The organism is Sphingopyxis solisilvae, assembly GCF_015475875.1.
GTDB lineage: Bacteria > Pseudomonadota > Alphaproteobacteria > Sphingomonadales > Sphingomonadaceae > Sphingopyxis > Sphingopyxis solisilvae.
The window spans coordinates 63,109-84,580 of sequence record NZ_JADKYM010000006.1 but is presented as its reverse complement, the minus strand read 5'-3'; the positions used below and the strand labels follow the sequence as shown (position 1 = coordinate 84,580).

Here is a 21,472-nt window from a genome sequence, read left to right as displayed (position 1 = left end):
AATGGACGCGACGCGACAAGCCGCGGCGGTCAACGCCATTGAAGCTTCGGTGGGAGGCGCCAGTTTGACGCGCGATCCCGCGATGTTGGCGCCGTTTCGATCGGGACGGAATCTGCCGATAGCGATTGTCGCGCCGGCCGGCGAGGAGGAGCTTTCCAGGATCCTCGCCGCGGCACGGTCGGCAGGCGCCGCACTCCAGCCGGCATCCCGAGCGGCGCCGGGGCGCGATGCAGCCGCGCGCGACAAGATCATCATCCTCGACCTTTCCCGCATGAACAAGATCCTCGAGGTGAACGAGGAACTCGCTTATTGTCTGGTCGAACCTGGCGTCACCTTCCAGCAATTGTCCGAGCATATCAGCGAGCGCGGCCTCAGACTCGGGATCGATTGCCCCGGCGATCCCGATGAGTCTGTCGCAGATGCCTTCATCCAGCGCCGCGCCGGTTATACGCCATATGCAGACCATTATCTCATGCAATGTGGCCTCGAGGTCATGTTGGCCGACGGTCGCAGCGTGCGGACGGGCATGGGAGCCATGCCCAAGAGTACATGCTGGCAGCTGTTCAAATTCGGGTACGGCCCATGGGTTGACGGCCTCTTCACGCAGTCCGACCTCGGGATCGTCACGAAGGTCGGCCTCTGGCTGATGCCCAGTCCGCCCGCGGCCAAGCCTTTCGCGGTAACCGTGCCGGGAGAAGACGACCTTGCGGCCCTCTTCGACGTGCTCGGTCCGCTCAAGACCAACATGGTGGTTCCGAACGGCGTTGCGGTCGCGAATGCCCTGCATGAGGCAGCCCTCGCGGGCAAGACCCGACGCGACTTCGCCGGGTCCGGACCAATGAAGGCCAGCGAGATCGGAAAGGCCGGAGCGTCGTTAGGTCTTGGATATTGGACGCTCTACGGCTCGCTTTACGGCTTGCCCGAAAATGTCTCCATTGCCTGGTCGATGATCTCGGATGCTTTCTCGTCGATCAGCGGCGCGCGCATTCTGTCGGGCACGGACTTCGCGAACCGCGGGTTGTGGGATTGGCGGGCCGGCATGATGAGCGGTTCCGTCGGCGCGCCTCCGGGGCGCGTGCCTGCATGGGCCGGCGGATCGTCGATGCGCGTCAGCCCCGTGAGCCCCGTCGACGGCGCGGACGTCTTGCGCCTCTACGAGCTGTCGCGGGACGCTGCCGGGCGTCATGGGTTCGACTTGTTGACAGAAACCAACGCAATTTGGCGCTCCGCTCAGCATCTGCAGCATATTTGCTGGAATGGAAGCAGCGAGGGTAACGGGAAGGTTCGAACCTGCGCGCAGGAAATCATCGAAGCGCAAGCGAGCGCCGGTTTCGGTCAGACGCATGTGGAAGCTTCGCTGGCGGGGGCTGCTCGGGCAAGTTACGAGAGCGGCGCCACGGCGCAGCTCCACGCCCGGGTCAAGCGCGCGCTCGATCCCGCAAATCTTTTTGTTTCTGCCTGAGCGGCGCAGAGGAGCTCGAACCATGAAGATGGGAATTCCGGCTATCGCCCTGCTGATACTCGCAGCCTGCTCGAAGCAGAACGGGGAGGTCAAGCCGGACGGGATGGAACTCTACGCCCTCCACTGCGCGGGCTGCCACGATCCGGGTCCGGGTCATCCCGGAACGATGCTTCTTCAGGAGCTTGATCGCCCGGTCGCTTCGCTGATCGGCCGAACCGACCTCGACGGCGATTATGTCCATTCGGTCGTGCGCAACGGTCTTGTCGAGATGCCGCCGTTTCGGCCGACCGAGATATCGGAAGACGATCTCCAACTCCTCATAACCTATCTCAAGACTGCAAAGGTTCCGCCGAAGCCGCTGGCCCGGCCGACTGGAGGATGAGCCTCGCGAGGTGGCGAAGATCTGGGCCTGCGGCGATTGCACCGGTTGCACGGGCATAGGCAGCGAGGCTCAGATCTGCCGCGTCAACGGGGTTTTGAATGCTCGCGGCCGACGATAGCCGCGCCGACGTCGCCAATATCTGTTGTACGAGGCGTTCGCCTGCAAGTTCTGCCTCTTTCACCAGGGCACGGGTGCGCGCAGCCGCTGGAGCGATATCATCTTCGGCCTCTGCTGCCGCCTTCAGCCATCTGCGCGCGCGACGGAGCGGCCAAACCACCTCGACGTTGGTCGGTGCGACCTCGCCCACGAGACGCTCGATGTCGCATTCTGCGACCGGTGCCGACCGGCTTTGCGCGATCCAGCAGCAGAACAGCAGGACATTGACGTCGAGCCCATGATCGTCCTGCAAGGTCAGGCACAGGCGGGCAACACCGGGGCGAGCGTAGGCGTCTAGAGAGAAATTCCAGAAAAAGTCCGGGTCGAGTTCAATCATCGCCTGACCACCGAGTGGCCTTAAAGACCGGGCTCAGCAGGCGACGATACCGCGAGCGCCGGTTCAGGATGCAGCACGCGCCTCATCCGGCTGCCATCCCATCGCGAGACTCGCCTCATTGGCCGCGGCTTTCACCTTGTCAACATTGCCCTGGCAGAAGAAGTGCTTGTCGGACATCCGGCCAAGGACACCGATCACGGCTACCGTCTTGCCCTGCATGTCGAAAATAGGCACCGAGATGGCGGCAAGCCCAGGTACGACCTGACCGTCAACCTTGGCATAGCCCTGACGCCGGATCTCGAACAGCATTCCCTGAAGTTCCGTCTCGTCGATCGCCGCGCGAGCCGCCCGCTCGCGCTCGAGGAGGGTTTTATAGGCAAGCGGCGGCTGGAAGGCCATGAACGTCAGGCCTGCCGAGGAGTGCTGGATCGGAAGGACCGAACCCACGTGCAGCGACGTCGCTATGGGAACGCCTCCGTCGAGCCAGCGGATAATCGTCGGGCCATAGTCGCCCCAGATCGTGAGCAGCCCCGTGGTTTGAAGGTCATCGGCGAGTTGCCGCAGGTAGGCGGTCGTAATCCGGATCACATCGAGCCGCGAAAGGGCGGATAGGCCGACCTTGAGGGCCATCGGGCCAAGCGAATATCGGCCGTCGGAAGGCTCCTGCTGAACCAGCCCGGTGTTGATATAGGCCAGGAGATAACGGTGAGCCTGACTCCGCGACATGGCCGCAGCGGCCGCGATGTCTCGTAGGGGAGCACAGCCGCCAGGGCAGGAAATGAGAGCTTCAAGCACGCGGACGCCGGTCTCGACCGACTGGATACTCTTCCGGGGCCTTGGGGCCTGAGCCGATCGGGGTGCCCGCGAACCAGTTTGGGCAGGCGCCTCGGAGGGTGCGATGTTGTCGTCTTCCACGTTCGTCTTGCGCACGCTCTTGCCGAGTCGTTCCAAAGTATTTCCATTCCAGTCTATGCAACTCCGCGGCCCGTCACAGAAAGCGCGAACCACGATCACTATAAGCTCGTTAGATACAATTCATCGCGCGCAATGCAAAGGCGTTTCTTGGTCGGGAACGGGTGCATTCCTATGCGGTCATGGCGCCACGCGTGCGATCCCCGGCGCCATAAGGGCCCCGCAAAGCTGGAAATCCGCCTGCGCCCTAGCGTGAGATCGGCTCAGCTTCGGCTGCCTTGGGCTCTGCTTCGCCGACCGTGGGCGAGGCCTCGGCCCCTCGGCGCGTCGCCAGGAAAACGCCCGACGCCACGAGCACCGCACCCACGAGGTGAAACGGCGCGAGGCGCTCGCCCAGCAGCAGGATCGCAAGTCCAACCCCGAATATCGGCGGCAGGTTCATATAGATGCTGGCGCGGGAGATGCCGATGAGGTCGACTGATCGATTGAAGAAGAAGTAGGCGAGAAGCGACGGGAATATTCCCACATAGAGAATGGCAAGAACGACCTCGGCCCGTGCCGCCATGTAATGGCCCTGGGCGATCTCCAGGGAATATGGCAGCGCGATACTGGCCGCCCCGACACCGAACAGGGTGACCAGGAAGCTTAGCTGATGGATCGCGGGCCGTTTGCGCAGCAGCGTCGAATATAGCGAATAAAGAAAAACGCCGAAGAGCGCGGCGGCATCCCCGCGGTTGAATGTCATGGCGAGCAGGTTCGCCATGCTGCCCTGCGCCACGATCACCAATAGTCCTGCGAGGGAAACCAGAGTGCCCACGAGCTGGCCAGGCGTGATCTTGTCTCTGAAGACCAGTGTTGAAAGAAGCAGGATCATAGACGGCATCGCGCCTTGCATCATCAGATTGTTCGTCGCCGTGGTATATTGAAGCCCCCAATAGACGACGAGGGCAAACGCCCCGATACCCAAGGTTCCGAGCAGCGCGAGCATTTTCCACTCGCGCAGGATTTCCCGGCGGTCGTCGACAAGATGCGGCCAGGCGAAGATCATACCGACGCCCATAGCCACGACCCACCGCCAGAACGCCATCCCCAAGGGTGACACCAGATGGTGGACGGCCCGCGCGACGATGGGGTTGAGTGCCCAGAAAAGCGACGCGGAACACAGTAGCAGGCTCGCCGAGCCCCAAATCCGGTCGCGAACGGCCATCATATGCTTACCGACATTCAACAGCTCCTTTTCCGGGTTGCGCGGTCGCTCTCCGGATCAAGCGAACAGGCTTGAATAACGAGCCTTGCTGAGCCATTGAGTATTGCACATAGTGCATCACATTCGTCGTAATGCAATAGCGGGGTGAGGGCGACATGGATTTCCGGGACGAACAGCGATGTGGCGGGCTTGTCGAGGAGCTGGCCCGATCGCGACATGCTGACCCGGAAAGGACCGGTAGATCCGTCAGCGCGACGATCGCTCCGATCGCAGCGCGACGCGCCGGCAATTCTTCCCGGCCCGCTCCGGCGTCTCCACCGTGAGCCGAGATGGAGTGCTGATGGATTCGGATGTGAAATATCTTGGGCAGTCGGCGTCGTGGAACGGCTTGCTCGGGCTTGGGCATCTGGAAGCCGGGCCTGATGTCACTTCGCCACGAGCGGGGCGGCGTGATGCGCCATGCGACGTCCGGGTCGAGACGTTAAGATGACAAGCGGGCCCTTCGCGAAGAGATGTGAGCAATGAGCCGGTTGCTCGAGGGCGTCCGGATTCTTGACCTGAGTCGCGTGCTGGCTGGGCCATGGGCGACGCAGCTCATGGCCGATATGGGGGCCACCGTGATCAAGGTCGAACGACCGCAGGAGGGGGACGATACGCGTAAATGGGGTCCACCATGGCTGCACCGGAATGATGTGCAGACTTCGGCCTATTACTTGTGCGCAAATCGCGGCAAGCTGGCGCTCGCCGCCGACTTCGCCAGCTCCGAAGGTCAGGAACTCATCCGGACCCTGGCCGCCGGCTCCGACGTCGTCGTCGAGAATTTCAAGGTTGGCGTGCTCAAGCGATATGGATTGGACGCGGAAAGCCTGCGCTCTCTTAATCCCCGGCTGGTCTATTGCTCGGTCACGGGATTTGGCCAGGATGGCCCCTACAGCGGCCGCCCGGGCTACGACTTTATCGCTCAGGGCATGGGAGGCCTGATGAGCGTGACGGGCTCTGCCGAAAGCGGTCCCATGAAAACAGGCGTCGCGCTATCGGATATCATGACCGGCCTATACGCCACGGCTGCGATCCTTGCCGCTCTCTTCAAGCAGGGTCGCACCGGCTCCGGTTGTCATCTCGACGTTTCCTTGCTCGACGTAACGGTCGCGACGCTCGCAAATCAGGCCTTCAACTATTTTGCGACCGGGCAGAACCCGCCCCGCTACGGGAATGCGCATCCCAACATCGTTCCCTATCAATCATTCCTGGCCGCTGACCGCGGGATCAATCTCGCGATAGGAAATGATTCGCAATTCCGGCGATTGTGTGAAGCGGTCGGCCGCCCGGATCTTGCAGAAGATCCCCGCTTCGCCACCAATGGCTCCCGCGCCGTTCACAAGTCTGCGCTTGAGTGCGAACTGGTCCCGTTGTTCACCGCAGCCAGCGCCGACACATGGATCGAGAGGCTGGACGCGGCCGGTGTCCCGGCAGGGCCGATCAACGAGATCGCCGACGTATTTGCCGATCCTCATGTCCGGCACCGGGGAATGAAGGTCGAACTCCAACATGAGCAGCTCGGTGACCTTCCCGGCGTCGCAAGCCCGATCATGATCGACGGGAAGCGGGCTGTCGCTTCGAGCGCGCCACCGATGCTCGGTGAAAACACCGACGAAATTCTGGCTCGCGACCTCGGTTTGAACTCCGGCCAAATCGCCGCTTTGCGGGCTCGGGGCATTGTCGGATGAGACTAGGGATCGCTTGGGTCCGGGCGGGGCTAACCAACGTCCGAATAGCGAGCGCGAGGCTCGAGCGATGAGCGCCAACAAGCGGGACACGCTCTATGACGAACTGTTATGCCGACTGATCTGCGGGAAATATCGCTTCGGCGATCGGATAATCGTGAACGACCTCGCTGCGGAAACCGGTGCCAGCCGGCAACCGATCGGAGCTGCGCTAAATGCGCTGGCGGTAGAGGGATATGTCCGCGTCGTGCCTCAGGTCGGCTGTGATGTAGTCCATCCGAGTCCGGGAAGAATCGACGATTTTTTCCGCTGCCTCGTCCTTGTGGAGGAGGAGTTTGCCGGCCTTGCGGCTGCGCGCGGCGAAGGAGGGCGACGGACCATCATCGTCGCCATGCGCACACTCGCCGGTGAATGGGACGGCCTTGCGGATAGCGAAAAGCTCCTGCGAGGCAAGGAACTCCTCGACATTGTTCACGCGATGGCTGGATCGCCGCTCATAAGCCAGAAATTCGGATCGTTAATCAGCATGGCGAATTTCTTCGTCATGCAATCCTCAGACACAGCGCCTGACTTGCGAGGATTTCAGGACCGGCTTAACGGGCTGATCGAGAATGTGTCCGCAGGAGATGTGGAAGGATCCAAAGCCGCCGCCCGGATCCACATCGAGGGTCTGGCGAAATCCTGTCTCTCTTGATGCAATATGCCATTATGTTCTGGAGCCGCGGCAGGTTCGGTTCCGACTGAACTTCGGCGCCCCCTCCTGCGACGACGCGAAGCGCTCCGCCAAGGGCCGAAGCACATCAATATCTCGCCCAAGCTCCTCGATGTCCATGACGAGGCCGGCATGTCGCTGGAGCATCCGACAGTCTTCACGGTTCCGTCAGCCCGCTCGGCGGAAATTGTGAACCATTGCGGTCTCGTGTGTCAGCCGACCGCGCGTTCGCAGCCATATTTGGCGAGTGCTTTGGTGAGCGAACGAGGCGCTACCGGGCCATGAATGATTATTGCCGCTGGCTTCCGGTCGACAGAAAGGCTCTGCATACTTCCCGTAGATCATCCTGCCCGGCCGCCAGCATCGCATCGCCAATCAGGTAGGAGTAGATGAGAAACGCCCGTGGCCGGGCGTCATCTGCGGGTATCCCAGCGGCTGCGACCACAGATTGGAAATAGAGGAGGCGATGGTGATCGATTTCCCTCATCGTTTGGGAGGCGCGGAGATCATCATATGCCCAAAGGCGAAATCCTGCCTCGATGCGCGCCCGTCGTTTGGCGCGATCGGAGGTTGAGATGGCAAAGACGCGGGCCAGGCGATCGAGGGGCGGCTCGTTGATTGCACTCAGTTCTGCAATCACCTGCAAGGTGGAAATCCGGCGCCAATGGGCAAGGAGTTCGTCCAGAAACGCCTCGCGTGACCGAAAAAGGACATAGAAACTGCCCTTGGTGACGCCAAGATCAGCGGCAAGGCGGTCAATCCTCACCCGCTCCACGCCGCCGATCGCCATCGCGTCCAGCGCCGCCTCAAACCAGTGATCTTCGTCGAGCTTGCGCTTCGGGCCGCGCTTCAGTGCGCGGGAGGGGGGTGTACTGTGGACTTCGCCCCCCGCGTGTTTGATTGATTGGGTGCCGGACATAGCAGTACGCCTATCGGACTGCTGCCCGGCCGGTCAAGGTGCATATATACTAATAGGTATGGATACGTCGACTTGATCGATGCGCTACGGCGCATGAAGGCCGAGATCTTGCGACCTCGGCTAGAATATGAAGTTGACGACCCGTTCACCTCGGCGTACGAATTTCTCATACCATATAGAATCAATTAGGGGAGAGGGTAGATGATCATTCTGGGAAAAGCCGTGCGCGCGGTCATTCTTGCCGGCGTGGCCTCGGGAGCCGTCGCGGCTGCACATGCGCAGGAGGGGGCACCTGCCGGGACAGAGAGTGCGGCGGCGTCGGACGATGGTAGCGAGATCGTTGTCACGGCTCGTCGCCGCGAGGAAACTCTCATCAATGTCCCGATCGCGATCACCGCGTTCAGCGGGGAAAAGCTCGAAGCACAGGGCGCGATCGACATCACCGATTTGTCGAATGTCACGCCCAACGTCACCCTCGAGGCGTCGCGTGCAACCAACTCGACGCTCACTGCCTTCATTCGCGGCGTCGGGCAGCAGGATCCCGTCTCGGGTTTCGAGCAGGGTGTCGGTATCTATCTCGACGACGTGTATCTGAATCGTCCCCAGGCTGCCGTTCTTGATATTTATGATGTAGAACGGATCGAAATCCTTCGAGGACCGCAGGGAACGCTCTATGGCCGCAATACCGTCGGCGGCGCGGTCAAATATGTCACCAAGAAGCTTCCCGACGAAGCCGAGATCAACCTGCGAGCCGCCTACGGAAGCTACAATCAGCGCGACGCGGTAGTAAGTGCGAGCATGCCCGTCGATTCGGGCCGTATCCTTCGTCTCGGTGGCGCATTCGCATCGCTGAATCGGGACGGATTCGGCGATAATCTGACGACCGGCTTGGACAATTACGATAAAAAGGTGATCGCGGCTCGCGGGACCGCCGAGGTGCATGGAGATCAGATCTTCGCCCGGCTTACCGGCGATTATACCCATGACATGTCGAATCCGAGGGGAGGGCACAGGCTGATCGTGAGCCAGCTTACCGGCGCTCCCGTTTTGTCTGATGTCTATGACACACGGGGAGCCCTCAACACCCCCAAGCAGGACGTCGAAGCGTGGGGCGCGTCGCTTTTCCTTGAGGCGCGTCCGGCTGACAGCATCATGTTCCGGTCCATCACGGCATACCGTGCTGACAAATCGGCAGGCCCGATCGATTTCGACGCGCTGCCATCGGAAGATACGGACGTTCCGGGGCTATATGACAATACGCAGTTCAGTCAGGAAATTCAGCTGCTGATCGACACCGATCGCTTTCACGGTCTGATCGGCGGCTACTATCTCGACGCATCGGCGCTGACGCAGTTCGATGCGCGTATCTTCACAACCGTGCCGACCCTTGCGGCATATACGAGTGCAGATGTGCGGACCAACACGCTCGCCGCCTTTGGCGATTTCACCTATGACTTCTCTGATCAGTTCAGCCTGTCGGTCGGCGGGCGCTACACTTGGGATGAACGCAAAGCCCAGATCCTTCGCCAGAATTATCTCGGCGGCGGATCCACCGTGTTCGGCGGCGCGGGCGTACCGCTGGGTGGTCCGTCGACCAATTTCAGGGGGCGTAGCGTGTTCAGCAAGTTCACACCCCGCGCCTCGATCAGCTTCAAGCCGACGCCCGATCACAATCTTTACGCCAGCTATTCCCAGGGCTTCAAAGGTGGCGGTTTCGATCCACGCGGGGTTGGCGCGAACGCGCCGGACCTGAATGGAAACGGCGTCCGGGAAAATGACGAGGTCGCCGCGTTCCTGAGCTTCGCACCCGAGTCGGTCGACAGCTACGAAATCGGCTACAAGGGCGCCCTTTTCGACCGGCGACTGACGCTGGCGCTCGCAGCATTTCATGCCGATTACAAGAATGTCCAGATTCCCGGATCGGTCGGCTGCACGGTCGCCGGCGTGCCAAGCTTCTGCGGCGTCGTGAGCAACGCGGGCAAGGCTCGGTTTCGCGGCGTAGAGGCGGAAGCCAATGTCCGCCTCCCCGGCGGCTTGAGCGTCGCCGGGACGCTCGGCTATATCGATGCCGAGTACAAGGAATATGTGACCCTCGTAGCGGGAGCGCCCGTGGATGTCGCAGATTTCCGGCAGGTACAGAATACGCCAAAGTGGACCTCGAGCGTTACCGCTGCCTATCTGATGCCAGTCGGTGACGGGAGCATAAACGCGTCTGCCACCTGGTCGTATCGTTCGAAGACTTACCAGTTTGAGATTCCCAACCCGTTCCTCGATCAGGACGGCTACTCCCTGTTCGACGCCAATCTTGTGTACCGCGCGCCGGGCGGACGCTGGTCCGTCGGCCTCCATGGCAAGAATCTGCTCGACAAGCGCTACAAGACGTCGGGCTACACGTTCATGGCAGTCGATGCCCGCACGGGCGCCTTGCTCCGAAATGCGTCCGGGAATCTCATACCCGCTCTCGGAAGGGAAGGGACGCTTACCGCATTCTACGGCAATCCTCGCCAGATATTTGTCGCAGCGTCGGTGAAGTTTTGAGGCAGATGGCAATCGAAAGCGCAGTGCGCGAGATTGGCTATGTCGATCGCTGGTGGCTGTCGCGTGACGGTCTCGAGCTGTACGCGCGCGACTATGAAGCCGCGGCCGGCGCAGCGCGGTTGCCGGTGGTTTGCCTTCACGGACTTACCCGCAATTCGAGTGATTTCGAACTTCTGGCGCCGCAGCTTGCGGCCGAAGGCCGCCGGGTGATCGTGCCGGATGTCCGCGGCAGGGGCAAATCGGCAAGAAGCCCCGACGCGGGCCGCTACGCCGTCCCTACCTATGCTCGTGACTTGCTGGCGCTTCTCGACGCTCTGGGCATAGGCCGCGCGATATTTGTCGGAACATCTATGGGCGGGCTCATAACCATGGCGATCGGCGGGCTGCGGCGGCGGGTTATTGCCGCGGCGGTGTTGAATGACGTTGGGCCAGAGATTGCTCAGGAAGGAATCGATCGGATTACCGGTTACGCGGGGAAGGCAGAAGCCATCCAAAATTGGGATGAAGCGTCCGCCTATATGCAAAAGATCATGGCGGATGCTTTCCCGCAAGGCGGGCGCGCCGACTGGGATTTGATGGCCCGCCGTTCATTTCGTACCAAAGCGGACGGTAGCCTTGAGCTGGACTATGATCCGGAAATTCGAAAGCCGCTTAGCGACCAGCCTATCAAGCGCTCGACCTGGATCGCCTGGTGGCTCTTTCGAAGACTTGCCCGACGTCCGGTCTTGTTGATGCGGGGGGAGCTTTCGGATCTGGTTACAGCAGCGATCGCCGCGAAAATGCAGCGTTCGGCGCCATCTATCACGGTGGCCGAAATTGCAGGTGTCGGGCATGCTCCGATGCTAAGCGAACCGGACGCCGAGAAAGCTCTGTTCGAGTTCCTGCGACCGCTACCCTGATATTTCGCTCAGACCAGGCGCGCATCGGCATCACCGGTCGGCCTGGACGATCACCTCCTCGGGGGGTAGGCGAATCCGCTAACTCCCTCGCTCAGAGACAGCTGTTACTGCTGGCGCTCTTGGGTGCCCCCGATACGAGGCATCGCCCTAGTCTCACTTGGAACTAGCTTGGAACTAGCCTGCCATCGCCGACCGGCGCTCGTCACGCCTTCAGCGTGCTCATCGGCTGTGATATTTCCCCATATCCAGCGTCGGGCGGCAGGACCAATGTGCGTTCACCATTCGTCACGACGATTTCTGGCAGGACGGTCACCAGCTTTCGGGCATGGCATCGGGTCAGGCAGTCCGGTCCGCTGTTTCCGGATCGGCCTTTACGGAGATGCGGCCGCGCGATTGGGACTGGGATCGTTTGCTGGAAGGCGCGGGATGGCTGCACCTTTCGGGCGTTATCCCTGCGCTCGGACCGAAGAGTGCCGAGGCTGCGCTCGATGCCGTGACGCGGGCTCGCGCTGCCGGGATCGGGGTCTCGTTCGACGGCAATTGGCGCGGCCGGCTCTGGGAGCGCTGGCAGCCTGAACCGGCGGCGATACTGAAGCCGATCGTTGCACACGCAACCGTGCTGTTCGGCAATCATCGCGACGCCGGGCTGCTGTTGGGACGGGCCTTTTCGGGTGATGGAGAAACCCGGCGGCGCGAAGCGGCTCTGGGGTTGCTGGAGGCGTTTCCAGCCCTCGAATATGTTGCCTCGACGGCTCGCGAAATCATCGGGCCTGACGCGCACCGGCTCGTGGCCCGGGTCGATACGCGCGACGAGGGCGGTTCGACCGATTCGGTTCTCGTCGCGCCGGTGATCGACCGGGTCGGAACTGGCGATGCCTTTGCGGCGGGCGTGCTCGACGGACTGTGGGCGGGCAGGGGCCTCGCAGAAGCGGCGCGCGACGGCCTCTCGCTGGCAGTCCTCAAGCACGGCATTCGCGGGGATTTCGCGCCATTTTCACGCGCAGCCGTCGATGGCGCCTCCAATCATGCGCAGGATATCTCGCGCTAGAAGCTGCCCGCATGGCGGATCGGCGACGCGTGTAGCGCTCGCGAGGCGAGGAGCGGCGGCGTCGCTGCCAGCCATGGCACAAGCGGCCGAACCGGCGTCACAGGACCGCGGACGGGCGTAGCAGCCTCGATCGTCGTTCCAGGGCTCGAAGGCCTTGCCGATGAAAAATAATGTCCCCGCGTCCGGACCATCGCGCGCTGCGCCCTTGCGCCAGGGCAGCATTGCGCGCGGCCGAATGTCGCTCCTCGACACGGGCAGAGGGACCAGCCTTCCGCACCCTCACGAGTGCAACCGGACCTTCCGTGTCTGGACGAAGCCTGCCGGGCGCATACGCGGTGCCAATTTCGAACCTCGCAGCGGGAAGGGCGTCAGCCCATATTGCCGGTCATGGACCGGGCGCGCTTCGCCTCTCGATCGCTCTCGCTTCGCTCAGGGCCTCGATCGCGGCCTCCTCGACGATGCGCTGTCCGTTGTACCTCGCCGCGCTTGCGTCCCGGGAAATTATCGCCTCGACAATGGATCGCCAGGTCCTGGCAGAGGCGACCTGGCGGCTTTTCCTGAGGACCGTGGTCCATAGGATCGAAACCTGGCCCTCAAGCTCGGCCGCCAATCGTCCCACGGCAATGTTTCCTCCGGCAGCGAGCGTGACCATCGCCAGCGCCCGGCGGACAACGATATAGTTTCCGAGCGGACTATCCGGATCATGCGCGATTTCATCGAGAAGGGCGGCGCCCGCCCGCAGTTCATCATCGATCCAGTCCGGACGGTCCGGGGCGATTGCCGCTTCCGCCATCTGAACCCCCGATACGGTCGCACGGATCTCGAAAAGGTCGGCAACATCCCGTGCCGCAAATCGCTGGACGAATGCGCCGCGCCGCCCCTCGATATCGATGATGCCCTGGCGGTCCAGCGCGCGCAGTGCGTCCCGCACGGGTCCCCGGCTGACGCCGAATTCCTGGGCGAGCGGAAGCTCCCGCACCGCCTCCCCGGGTCTGATCTCGCCGAACTGGATACGTTGCAGGATCGCAGAGGCGAGTTGATCGGACGTCGAGGGCGCGGCCGTTGGCGACAACGAAAGCCGCTTCGCGATCCGGTCGAGATATGCGCGCGCCGAGGAAGCGGAGTCGCCGAGGTCGATGATTGGGCTGCCGACCGCGCGGGGCAATGAGGTCGCCTCGTCACGCGCGGGAGCGCGCGGAGAGCAATCCTCGAAACTGGCGTTGAGCGCGGCTTCGTCGAACGCCCCGCGAGCAACGCTGGCAGCGAATTGCGCGACGGCGTCCGGGGCGATCGCGCCGAAACCGCCACGGCCGATGACGCTTTGCAGCGCCAGCCGCTGCAGGACGTGCGTCAGTCGCTCGCTTCCGGCGGCTCGCCCGATCAGGTCGATATTCGTTCGCAAGGCCAGATATCGCGGCCAGCGGGCTGACGGGGTCCTGAGGACGGGCGCTGGCGCGACCACTTCGCGCCCCGCAGCCTTTCGGCCTGCCATCCCGAGCAGTGCAAGCCAGATCGGCCGGATGTCGGACGGGTCAACATGATCGGGACGTATCAGCGTTGCGCCCCGGCGCGCGGAGAGCGTGAGCGCGCCGAGCTTGTCGAGGCGATGAAGGGCTTCGCGCGCCTGCGCGTGCGTTACGCCCGCCTGGTCGACAATCCAACGCTCGGTTATGCGCGCGCCAGCGACGAGAGCGCCTTCGATAATCCGTTCGAGGGCAACGAATACGACATCGTCCGGAGCGAGGCGATTGTCCGCGACGCGTCCCACTGGTTTAGGCTCGACCACTGTTTTCCCCTACAAGGAGGCTATATGTCGATATGCAGCGACATTACTAGTCCCCGCGGAAGCGCCCCGCGCGCTTCTCCAGAAAGGCGGCGACCCCCTCACCGAAATCGTCGGTGAGCGACGTGAGGAGAAACTGGTCGCGGTCCATGAAGCTTGCCGCGGCGCTCAGCGCATTGGCGCTGGCGTTGATCGCCTCCTTGGTCATGCGCGCCGGTAGTGGTGGAAGCGCTGCGACACGCTCGGCCCATTGCCTTGCCTCGGTCAGGGCCTCGCCTTGCTCGGCCGAGCGGTCGGCAAGCCCCCACGCCAGGCACTCCGATACATGGGCAGGCTCTCCGAAGAGCGCGAAAGCCTTTGCCCGTGCCGGCCCGATCAGAGCGACCAGCCTTGGCAGGGTCCCCCAACTCATGTTCATGCCGAGTGGCACTTCCGGAAGCCGCATCATCGCGCCCGCTGCCATGATGCGGAAGTCGCACGCGAGTGCGAGTGCGCAGGCCCCGCCGACACAATAGCCTTCGATCGCAACGATCGTCACTGCCTCGATCGCTTCCCATGCGCGGCACAGATCAGGACCCGCGCGCGCGGCATCGCGCCGCTCGAGGAGCGTAGCTGAAGCTCTCGGTTCGGCCTTGAGGTCGATGCCAGCGGAAAAGAAACTGTCGGTGCCCGTCAAGATAACGGCGGAAATGTCGGATCTCCGACCCAGGGTTCGCGCGGTATCCGTCAAGGCGGAAAGCGTTTCCGCGTTCAGGGCGTTTCGCGCTTCCGGCCTGTCGATCCGAACGACGGCTATCCCGCCATCTTCCTCGATACGCAGCATCTTGTCTCTCCTTGTCAGCCTGGCGCGCGGTACGCAATGGGATGTGGGTATTGGCGAGAACCCGCAGGCGGCCTGGCCGGGTTCCGCTGCGATCCGTGCCGTAAGATTTCGATCATATGCAGGCGTGCGCGCGCCGCCGGCGGCCGCGCGGCCTGATCGTCCACCCCGAATATTCAGCGACAGGACAAGCACGCCGGGCGGCAGGCAAAGGGCTGCCTCTTGCCCCGCCTCGCGGGGCAATTCGACGAACGCCAGCCAATATCAATCCAGCCCGAGCTGACGAAGGACGGCGCCAATGGCGTCGAGCTGCCGCTCCGCGAAGCGGTTGGCCCCGGCGGGCGGGTCACGAAAGACAAACCAGTTGTCGGCCTTTGCGTCATAGGGCGCCCACGCCGAGCACAAGGGCGACGCCGAGGGCTTGCCCCCCGTCGCGAAGGCGGCGAAACATCCGTTCACGCCTTTTGCGAAGGACAAGTCCCGCTCCGTGCGCGGGATCTGCGCCAGCGATGCGGACATGTCGAAAACGAACGGGATCTCGCCCGCATGGTTCACGCCCTTTTGCTGGGCGCGAAGGCCCTCCGGCAGATAGTCGAAATAATAGAGCCAGACCGGCGCGCGCCGCTGCTGCGCCCTCGCGATCGCACGCGCAGGATAAAGAAAGATCACATCGCCATACAGCCTGCGGGCAAAGTCGCCGCGATTTGTCGTCGCAGACCCGTAAGCGTCCGCGATGACCGGCCCGCGGCCCCCGAGAAGCGCCAGCACCTGCTCGTCCTTCATACCCCAGCTGTCGACCAGGCTGCCCTCGTTGCTGTTGACGCCGATCAAGAGGGGCACATTCGCCGCACGCCCCGCGCGAATTGCGGCGAGCGGAGGTTCCGCCACCTCTGCACCTCCCGGTACCGCGCCGAAACCCGGCTCCGGCCGGGGAACGGCAGCATCGAAGAACCGCTCCGCCGGCAAGGCACGCAGCGCATCGGCAGTCGCGTCCTTCAGGCCGAGGGCCGCGGCGATCCCCTGTCCGGCCTTTGTGGCGTCCCCGGCGTCCTTGCGAGCCGGAAGCCCCCCGCCGGACTGCACGATCGCTTGCGCGAAGAGGCCGCGTGCCGAAGGAGCGGCGAGCAGGTTCAGGACTGCGCCGCCGCCCGCGCTCTCTCCGAACATGGTGACGCGCGCCGGGTCGCCGCCATAGGCCGTTATATTGTCCTTGACCCATTTGAGCGCGGCAATCTGGTCGAGAAGACCATAGTTGACGAGGTTGCCGCCGCCCTCCTTGAGCGCGGGATGACCGAAAAAGCCGAGATAGCCCAGCCGATAGTTGATCGTCACCAAGACGATGCCGCGCCGCGCGAAGGCGGCTCCATCGTAGAATGGCTCGGATCCCGACCCGAACATGTTCGCCCCGCCATGGATCCAGACCATCACCGGGGCATTCTTCGCATCGGCCGGGCGCCAGATATTGAGCGTGAGGCAGTCTTCGCTTTGGGGGCTGGAGGCGAGAACGCGCGCGGTGGCCGGAGCCTTCTGGACGCAGACCGGGCCGAAGGCGGAGGCGTCGCGGACGCCCGTCCAGTGCGGCTGATCACCGGGCGGGCGCCATCGCATCGGTCCCAGCGGCGGCGCCGTATAGGGGATGCCCTTGAACATCTCTATGCCATTGTCGCTTCGGCCCTCGACCACGCCCTGCGGCGTGTCGCGTCGAACCGGCTCGGACGCGCTGGCGGGTGCGGCGGCGAGCAGCACCGATATGAGGATCTTATGCATCGTCGTTTCCTTTGGTTCGCAAAAAGCGGGCGGCCATGAAATAGGCGATGCAGGCCAGCACGTTGAATATGAAGACCCCCGCGAGTGCCAGTCCCAGGCCGGCCTCGCCCATTGCCGGCGTCAATGCGTCGCTGGCGACGCCGATCGCAACCGGCCCCAGTCCGAGCCCGACAATATTCTGGGCGAAGATCATCAGCGCTGCGGCGCTGGCCCTCGCGCCCGGGTCGGCGACGCCCTGCACCAACGCATAGGTCGAAGGCTGGTAGAGCGCGTTCAGAAATACCGCCAGCGTGACGCCGGCGATGGCCAGCGCAACATTGTCCGTGAGGAAAGCCGGCGCTCCGACGAGCGCCGCGATCAGCACCGTGATCGATGGCCACCAGCCGAGCCAGCGCCTGTCGCGCCGGGCCAGCCAGTCGCCTGCCAGTCCGCCCGAGAAGCTCCCCAGCGCACCGGCGACTGCGCCGAGGCCGCCCAGAGCCAGGCCTGCGGTGGCGAGCGGCATGTCATGACCCCGCACGAACCAGACCACCGCCCACGCACCGAGCCCGTACGTCACGACAAGATGCAACGCGGAACCGGCAATGCACCAGGAGAAGGCGGGGTTGGTAAGGAGCCTGCGATAGACGCTCCAGGCCGTCGCGCCGCGCGGTGCGACGGTTCGGGGCGGCTCGCGGACGGTCAGGCGAACGAGCAGGGCGAGAAGCAGGCCCGGAATTCCGATTGCAGCGAAAGCCCACCGCCAACCATATTCCTGTGCCACATAGCCTCCGAGCGCCGAGGCGAGAAAGCCGCCCGCCGAGATGCCGGTCACGAGCACCGCGAACGCCGTAGCACGGTAGCGCTCATCGACTTCGTCCGCGATGAGCGAATGCGTGCAGGGCGCGTAACCCGCTTCTCCTGCCGCGACGCCCGCGCGCGCGAAGAGCAGCGACCAGAAGCCCGTAGCGGCGCCGCACAACGCGGTCATCCCGCTCCAGAAGGCAAGGCAGATCGCGAGAATGTTTCGGCGGTTGAAGCGGTCGGCCAGCCGCGCGATGGGTAGGCCAAGCGGCGGATAGATCAGCGCAAACGCAGTGCCGCCGAGCAGCCCGAGCAGCGTATCGGAAAGGCCAAACTCGCGTTTGATCGGCTCCGCGACGATACCGATGATCTGGCGGTCGGCCATGTTGAGGGTCGAGACCAGGAACATCAGGAAGAGGAAATAGGCGAGACGGCCCGTCCAGGTTCCGGATTTCGCAATCGATGCCATTGCCACCCCCGCTTCACCTATTTGTCTTCGGGCCCATTGGGGCCGCGTGAAAGATTCCTATAGCCAATGTCGATTATTGACAATACACAAGCCGAATGATCCAGACCGACTCCGTTCGCACGACGCCGGTTACCGGGCCTTCGGTTTGGCTTTCGGCGGATATCGAAAGCGACCGGAGCTGGATCGTCGAATTGTCCCCGGCGGACCGGGCCGAGGCCCTGGCAGCTCTCGCCGATGTCAACCGGATGGGCGTCGCGCGCGACGAGATTGGGCCCGAGACTTTCCGGCTGCCCGGTTTTGCGCGCCGGCTCGACGCGATCATCGACCGGATCGAAGGGGGGCCGGGCTTTGCGCTCCTGCGCAATGTCCCGATCGAGGGGCTCGAGCTTGCCGATGTCGAACGGCTGTTCTGGGGCATCGTGAGCCATATGGGCTATCCCGAGCCGCAAGACGCCAGCGGGAAGCGACTGCATCACGTCCGCGCCGAGCAGAGTTTCGCCGACGAAGCCGAAGCGCGTACCGCCTTTCGCAGCAGCAATATCCGGGGCTATCAGACGAACGTCGAGCTGCAGTTCCACGGAGACGGGTCCGACGCCCTGTTCTTTCTCTGCCGCAACGCGGGAAAATCGGGCGGTCATAGCCGCATCGTGAGCGCCGGGGCGGCCTTCAATGCCGTCATTGCCCGCGACCCCGGTCTTGCGCTCGTCCTTCAGCGTGAATTCTATTTCGATACCCGCGGCGAACTTGGCCCCGAACGGCCGGTGCAGGCCGTGCCCATCTTCGCTGAGCATCGCGGGTTGCTGAATATTCTGCACAAGCGCGGCTATATCGATCTCGCGCAAGCCATGCCCGGTGTCCCGCGTTTGACGGCGCAGCAAGTCGCCGCGCTCGACGCGCTCGATGCGGCGCTGAACGACCCGGCGCATTTTTTCCAGTTCGTGATGGTCCCCGGAGACCTTCAAATCGCCAATAACTACACCGTCCTTCATGCCCGGACTGCGTTCGAGGACCATGTCGAGCCGGAACGCAGACGGCACATGCTGCGGATCTGGGCGACGATGCGCCGCAAGCGCCGGTCGCTGCCGCCGTCGTTCCGAACCACGCGCGAATTCATGGCCAGCCAGCGGCGGCGCGAGGAGCTGGACGATGATGTACAATAGCGATCCTCCGCCGACCGCGGGCGATCGCCTGCCTCCCTCGCTGCCGCGGCGAACGCCCTTGGGCCGGACGGAGATCGGCCGGCGACCGGGCCGCGCAGCATGGCACCGAAGCCGGCACCTGAAGGCTGAATTCCGATGGCGCACTACCGCTTGTGAAAAAATAAAATTATCGATAATAATGCCTCTCGCAATCATCGATTTCCGGCAAACATTGTGCCAACACGATGGACCCGGAACGGAATTCGAGCGGAGCTTCATGGCGAGAAATACTGGCGACGATGATAGCGCGCCGACCCAGGACAGGGTGATCGCGCGTCTCTTGATAGATGACATCGTGGCCTGGCGCATTCCGCCGGGAGCCTGGATCCGGGAGCGCGAGATAGCCGCGCGCTTCGCGGTCAGTCACGCCCCCGTGCGCGAGGCGTTCAGGCAGGTCGCAAACATAGGTCTCCTGAAGGTCGTCCCCTGGCGCGGCGCCTTCGTGATCGATCTCGACCAACATGCCGCTGACGAGGTTTACGAGCTCTGGAAGGCGCTGTTCGGCGTGGCCTGCCGCCTTGCCTGCGCGGAAATGAGCGACCGCGACGGCCGCGAACTCATGCATCGCCTTGTCGAATACAAGGACGTCACATTGCGCACCGAAAATACGTTCGAGCATCTCAACGTCTCGAACCGCATCGGCCGCTTCATCGCGAAGCGCAGCAATGCGCCGCTCGCTCTCGAACTTCTCGACCGCGTCGCGTTGCTCGCGCGATGGCAGCATAATGTCTACACCAACAGCTATATCGAGACCCATGGCAACGAGGCCGCGCGGCGCTCGGCCGCGCTCTACGAGACGCTATGCCGCCATATCGTGGCCCGCGACGGCGATGCCGCCGACGCGGCCGCACGCGCGCTGATCGGTGTGACGCAGGAGAGCTTCGAGCAGGCCCTCGAGGAGTATAAGGCGCGCCACGCAAAGCCGAGAGCGAGCCGTCGCCGCGCGAAGTCGGCGTGACCCGCGTCCGGACCGATCGGCGGACGCTGCTCAAGGCCGGGCTCGCCGCTCCGCTGGCGTTCGAGGCAACGAAAGCTGGCGCTGCAACCGGGGGTGAAGCGATGTTCGGGCCCGAAAGACTGTTGGCGGACGTCAGAACCTATGCGGAAGCCGGCAACAAGAGGTCGGGCGGAGCTGGAGACCGCTGGACGGCCGACTGGACCGCGAAGCGCCTTGAAGTGGCGGGCTTCAACGTCGAACGGCAAGGATTCGAGGTGCCCTGGTTCGATGGCTCCGTCTGCGAGCTCGCCTTCGGCGATATCAAGATCGGGCTCACGGCGCAGCCGCTGGCTGCCGTAACCGAGCCCCGGGGGGTTCAAGCGGCGCTGCGGCTGGCCGAAACCGGCGGGCGGCTCGACGGCGCGATCGCGGTTATCCGGCTCCCGTACCGCCGTTGGTCGAGTTTGCTGGACCGGGCCGTGCGCGAGCCACTGGCCGACGCTCTCGCGCGTGGAGCCAGCGGGGTTATCCTCGTCACGACCGGCCCGAGCGGGGAGGCGCTTCTGCTGAATGCTCCCGCGGACGGGCCATTTTCCGACAGGCCGATAGCCCTCCTCGCGCCGCGTCATGCGGCGCCCGTGATCGAAGCGGCTCGCCACGGCACGCGCGCGAGCCTCACGATAACGGGCGACGGGGGCGTTCGCCGGGCGGACAATATAATAGGGCGTGTCGAACGCGCCGGCCGCCGCTGGATCGTCGTCTCGACCCCCCGTTCGGGCTGGACCGATTGCGCCGGCGAACGGGGTCCCGGGATCGCCGTCTGGTTGGCGCTGGCAGACTGGATGCCGCGTATTTTCACCGGTCACAGTCTGCTGTTCCTCTGCAACAGCGGACATGAGTATGAGAATCTCGGAGCCAGCCACGTCGTCGAGAGCATCGGGCCGCCGCCGGCCGAGACCGACCTCTGGCTCCACCTCGGAGCCAATGTCGCCACGCGCGACTTTCAGGAAACGCCGTCCGCGCTTCTGCCGCTGCCGAGCGCGGATCCCTACCGCTTCCTGATGACCTCGGCGGACTTCGTCGATCGCGCGCGCGCGATCTTCAAGGGGCAACCCGGACTCGAGATGGCCTATCCGTCTTCGCAGGGCGTGGCGGGCGAACTCGCCGAGGTCATCGGCGCCGGCTATGTTCGGCATGCCGGCGTGTTCGGCGCCCACAGACATCATCATGCGGCGACCGATACGCTGGACGTCGTCGCCTCCGAGCCGCTTGCCGCTACGGCACGCGGGATCCGCGATTTGATCTCCGCGCTGGTTCCGGCACATCGCTGATTAGCGAGGCGAGGCGGGCAGAATCGGCTTGACAGAATTGTATCGATGTTCAAAATTATCGATAATAATGAGAAATGACATGGGAGG

At 63.5% G+C, this 21,472-nt stretch carries 18 protein-coding genes; 10 read left to right on the top strand and 8 right to left on the bottom strand.

Features of this window, described 5'->3' with window-relative positions; genetic code table 11:
• Window position 1: 1 nt before the first annotated feature.
• Together IR187_RS06155 and IR187_RS06150 are read left to right on the top strand one after the other, a co-directional pair.
• Window positions 2–1,462, top strand: coding sequence for an FAD-binding oxidoreductase (locus IR187_RS06155; RefSeq protein WP_194953773.1), 1,461 nt, complete (start codon window positions 2–4; stop codon window positions 1,460–1,462).
• Between the two features lie 22 nt (window positions 1,463–1,484).
• Window positions 1,485–1,844, top strand: a complete 360-nt coding sequence (locus tag IR187_RS06150; RefSeq protein WP_058807238.1) for a c-type cytochrome — start codon at window positions 1,485–1,487, stop codon at window positions 1,842–1,844.
• On the opposite strand, the gene IR187_RS06145 is transcribed toward IR187_RS06150, so the two are convergent.
• The 3 genes from IR187_RS06145 to IR187_RS06135 all read right to left on the bottom strand — a co-directional run bounded on the left by IR187_RS06145 (window position 1,792) and on the right by IR187_RS06135 (window position 4,456).
• Complete coding sequence (locus IR187_RS06145; RefSeq protein WP_082662668.1) at window positions 1,792–2,337, bottom strand: TIGR02444 family protein; 546 nt, start codon at window positions 2,335–2,337, stop codon at window positions 1,792–1,794. The genes IR187_RS06150 and IR187_RS06145 overlap by 53 nt on opposite strands.
• A gap of 63 nt (window positions 2,338–2,400) precedes the next feature.
• Window positions 2,401–3,288 carry an IclR family transcriptional regulator gene (locus tag IR187_RS06140; RefSeq protein WP_228765588.1) on the bottom strand — a complete coding sequence of 296 codons (888 nt, stop codon included), beginning with the start codon at window positions 3,286–3,288 and terminating at the stop codon, window positions 2,401–2,403.
• 208 nt (window positions 3,289–3,496) lie between these two features.
• Window positions 3,497–4,456 carry a DMT family transporter gene (locus IR187_RS06135; RefSeq protein WP_228765587.1) on the bottom strand — a complete coding sequence of 320 codons (960 nt, stop codon included), beginning with the start codon at window positions 4,454–4,456 and terminating at the stop codon, window positions 3,497–3,499.
• Window positions 4,457–4,977: 521 nt separating this feature from the next.
• Here IR187_RS06135 and IR187_RS06130 point away from each other — a divergent pair.
• The gene (locus IR187_RS06130; protein ID WP_058807240.1) at window positions 4,978–6,183 is read left to right on the top strand and encodes a CaiB/BaiF CoA transferase family protein; all 1,206 of its coding nucleotides are present in this window, start codon (window positions 4,978–4,980) and stop codon (window positions 6,181–6,183) included.
• Between the two features lie 67 nt (window positions 6,184–6,250).
• Complete coding sequence (locus IR187_RS06125) at window positions 6,251–6,874, top strand: GntR family transcriptional regulator (protein ID WP_058818488.1); 624 nt, start codon at window positions 6,251–6,253, stop codon at window positions 6,872–6,874.
• Between the two features lie 307 nt (window positions 6,875–7,181).
• On the opposite strand, the gene IR187_RS06120 is transcribed toward IR187_RS06125, so the two are convergent.
• On the bottom strand, window positions 7,182–7,811 hold the full coding sequence (locus IR187_RS06120) for a TetR/AcrR family transcriptional regulator (protein WP_058807242.1): 630 nt from the start codon (window positions 7,809–7,811) through the stop codon (window positions 7,182–7,184).
• 201 nt (window positions 7,812–8,012) lie between these two features.
• Here IR187_RS06120 and IR187_RS06115 point away from each other — a divergent pair, with 201 nt between their 5' ends.
• The 3 genes from IR187_RS06115 (at window position 8,013) to IR187_RS06105 (ending at window position 12,296) form a co-directional block, all read left to right on the top strand.
• Window positions 8,013–10,349: a TonB-dependent receptor gene (locus IR187_RS06115; protein WP_058807243.1), complete on the top strand. Its 2,337-nt coding sequence runs from the start codon at window positions 8,013–8,015 to the stop codon at window positions 10,347–10,349.
• Between the two features lie 5 nt (window positions 10,350–10,354).
• Window positions 10,355–11,248, top strand: a complete 894-nt coding sequence (locus tag IR187_RS06110) for an alpha/beta fold hydrolase (protein ID WP_058807244.1) — start codon at window positions 10,355–10,357, stop codon at window positions 11,246–11,248.
• 379 nt (window positions 11,249–11,627) lie between these two features.
• Window positions 11,628–12,296, top strand: a complete 669-nt coding sequence (locus tag IR187_RS06105) for a PfkB family carbohydrate kinase (protein WP_058807245.1) — start codon at window positions 11,628–11,630, stop codon at window positions 12,294–12,296.
• A gap of 385 nt (window positions 12,297–12,681) precedes the next feature.
• Here the strand turns inward: IR187_RS06105 and IR187_RS16975 are convergent, their stop codons facing one another.
• The 4 genes from IR187_RS16975 to IR187_RS06085 form a co-directional block, all read right to left on the bottom strand.
• Window positions 12,682–14,082, bottom strand: a complete 1,401-nt coding sequence (locus IR187_RS16975; RefSeq protein WP_058807246.1) for a GntR family transcriptional regulator — start codon at window positions 14,080–14,082, stop codon at window positions 12,682–12,684.
• 46 nt (window positions 14,083–14,128) lie between these two features.
• Complete coding sequence (locus IR187_RS06095; protein ID WP_058807247.1) at window positions 14,129–14,902, bottom strand: enoyl-CoA hydratase/isomerase family protein; 774 nt, start codon at window positions 14,900–14,902, stop codon at window positions 14,129–14,131.
• Window positions 14,903–15,163: 261 nt separating this feature from the next.
• Window positions 15,164–16,666, bottom strand: coding sequence for a carboxylesterase/lipase family protein (locus IR187_RS06090; protein WP_058807248.1), 1,503 nt, complete (start codon window positions 16,664–16,666; stop codon window positions 15,164–15,166).
• Window positions 16,659–17,918, bottom strand: a complete 1,260-nt coding sequence (locus tag IR187_RS06085; protein ID WP_058807249.1) for a spinster family MFS transporter — start codon at window positions 17,916–17,918, stop codon at window positions 16,659–16,661. The genes IR187_RS06090 and IR187_RS06085 overlap by 8 nt, the downstream gene beginning before the upstream one ends.
• A gap of 95 nt (window positions 17,919–18,013) precedes the next feature.
• On the opposite strand from IR187_RS06085, the gene IR187_RS06080 reads away from it, so the two are divergent.
• From IR187_RS06080 to IR187_RS06070, 3 genes are read left to right on the top strand one after another with little or no spacing between them, the layout of a single operon-like run.
• Window positions 18,014–19,078: a TauD/TfdA family dioxygenase gene (locus tag IR187_RS06080; RefSeq protein WP_058807250.1), complete on the top strand. Its 1,065-nt coding sequence runs from the start codon at window positions 18,014–18,016 to the stop codon at window positions 19,076–19,078.
• On the top strand, window positions 19,065–20,075 hold the full coding sequence (locus IR187_RS06075; protein WP_194953772.1) for a GntR family transcriptional regulator: 1,011 nt from the start codon (window positions 19,065–19,067) through the stop codon (window positions 20,073–20,075). Before IR187_RS06080 ends, IR187_RS06075 begins: the two co-directional genes overlap by 14 nt.
• Window positions 20,072–21,385 carry a hypothetical protein gene (locus tag IR187_RS06070; protein ID WP_058807252.1) on the top strand — a complete coding sequence of 438 codons (1,314 nt, stop codon included), beginning with the start codon at window positions 20,072–20,074 and terminating at the stop codon, window positions 21,383–21,385. Before IR187_RS06075 ends, IR187_RS06070 begins: the two co-directional genes overlap by 4 nt.
• Window positions 21,386–21,472 lie beyond the last annotated feature (87 nt).

What these genes read in the sequence shown, in the direction of transcription:
- IR187_RS06155 (WP_194953773.1), top strand. Translation starts at nt 2, where the DNA reads ATGGACGCGACGCGACAAGCCGCGGCGGTCAACGCCATTGAAGCTTCG.
- IR187_RS06150 (WP_058807238.1), top strand. Translation starts at nt 1,485, where the DNA reads ATGAAGATGGGAATTCCGGCTATCGCCCTGCTGATACTCGCAGCCTGC.
- IR187_RS06145 (WP_082662668.1), bottom strand. Translation starts at nt 2,337, where the DNA reads ATGATTGAACTCGACCCGGACTTTTTCTGGAATTTCTCTCTAGACGCC.
- IR187_RS06135 (WP_228765587.1), bottom strand. Translation starts at nt 4,456, where the DNA reads ATGGCCGTTCGCGACCGGATTTGGGGCTCGGCGAGCCTGCTACTGTGT.
- IR187_RS06130 (WP_058807240.1), top strand. Translation starts at nt 4,978, where the DNA reads ATGAGCCGGTTGCTCGAGGGCGTCCGGATTCTTGACCTGAGTCGCGTG.
- IR187_RS06125 (WP_058818488.1), top strand. Translation starts at nt 6,251, where the DNA reads ATGAGCGCCAACAAGCGGGACACGCTCTATGACGAACTGTTATGCCGA.
- IR187_RS06120 (WP_058807242.1), bottom strand. Translation starts at nt 7,811, where the DNA reads ATGTCCGGCACCCAATCAATCAAACACGCGGGGGGCGAAGTCCACAGT.
- IR187_RS06115 (WP_058807243.1), top strand. Translation starts at nt 8,013, where the DNA reads ATGATCATTCTGGGAAAAGCCGTGCGCGCGGTCATTCTTGCCGGCGTG.
- IR187_RS06110 (WP_058807244.1), top strand. Translation starts at nt 10,355, where the DNA reads ATGGCAATCGAAAGCGCAGTGCGCGAGATTGGCTATGTCGATCGCTGG.
- IR187_RS06105 (WP_058807245.1), top strand. Translation starts at nt 11,628, where the DNA reads ATGCGGCCGCGCGATTGGGACTGGGATCGTTTGCTGGAAGGCGCGGGA.
- IR187_RS06095 (WP_058807247.1), bottom strand. Translation starts at nt 14,902, where the DNA reads ATGCTGCGTATCGAGGAAGATGGCGGGATAGCCGTCGTTCGGATCGAC.
- IR187_RS06090 (WP_058807248.1), bottom strand. Translation starts at nt 16,666, where the DNA reads ATGCATAAGATCCTCATATCGGTGCTGCTCGCCGCCGCACCCGCCAGC.
- IR187_RS06085 (WP_058807249.1), bottom strand. Translation starts at nt 17,918, where the DNA reads ATGGCATCGATTGCGAAATCCGGAACCTGGACGGGCCGTCTCGCCTAT.
- IR187_RS06080 (WP_058807250.1), top strand. Translation starts at nt 18,014, where the DNA reads ATGATCCAGACCGACTCCGTTCGCACGACGCCGGTTACCGGGCCTTCG.
- IR187_RS06075 (WP_194953772.1), top strand. Translation starts at nt 19,065, where the DNA reads ATGATGTACAATAGCGATCCTCCGCCGACCGCGGGCGATCGCCTGCCT.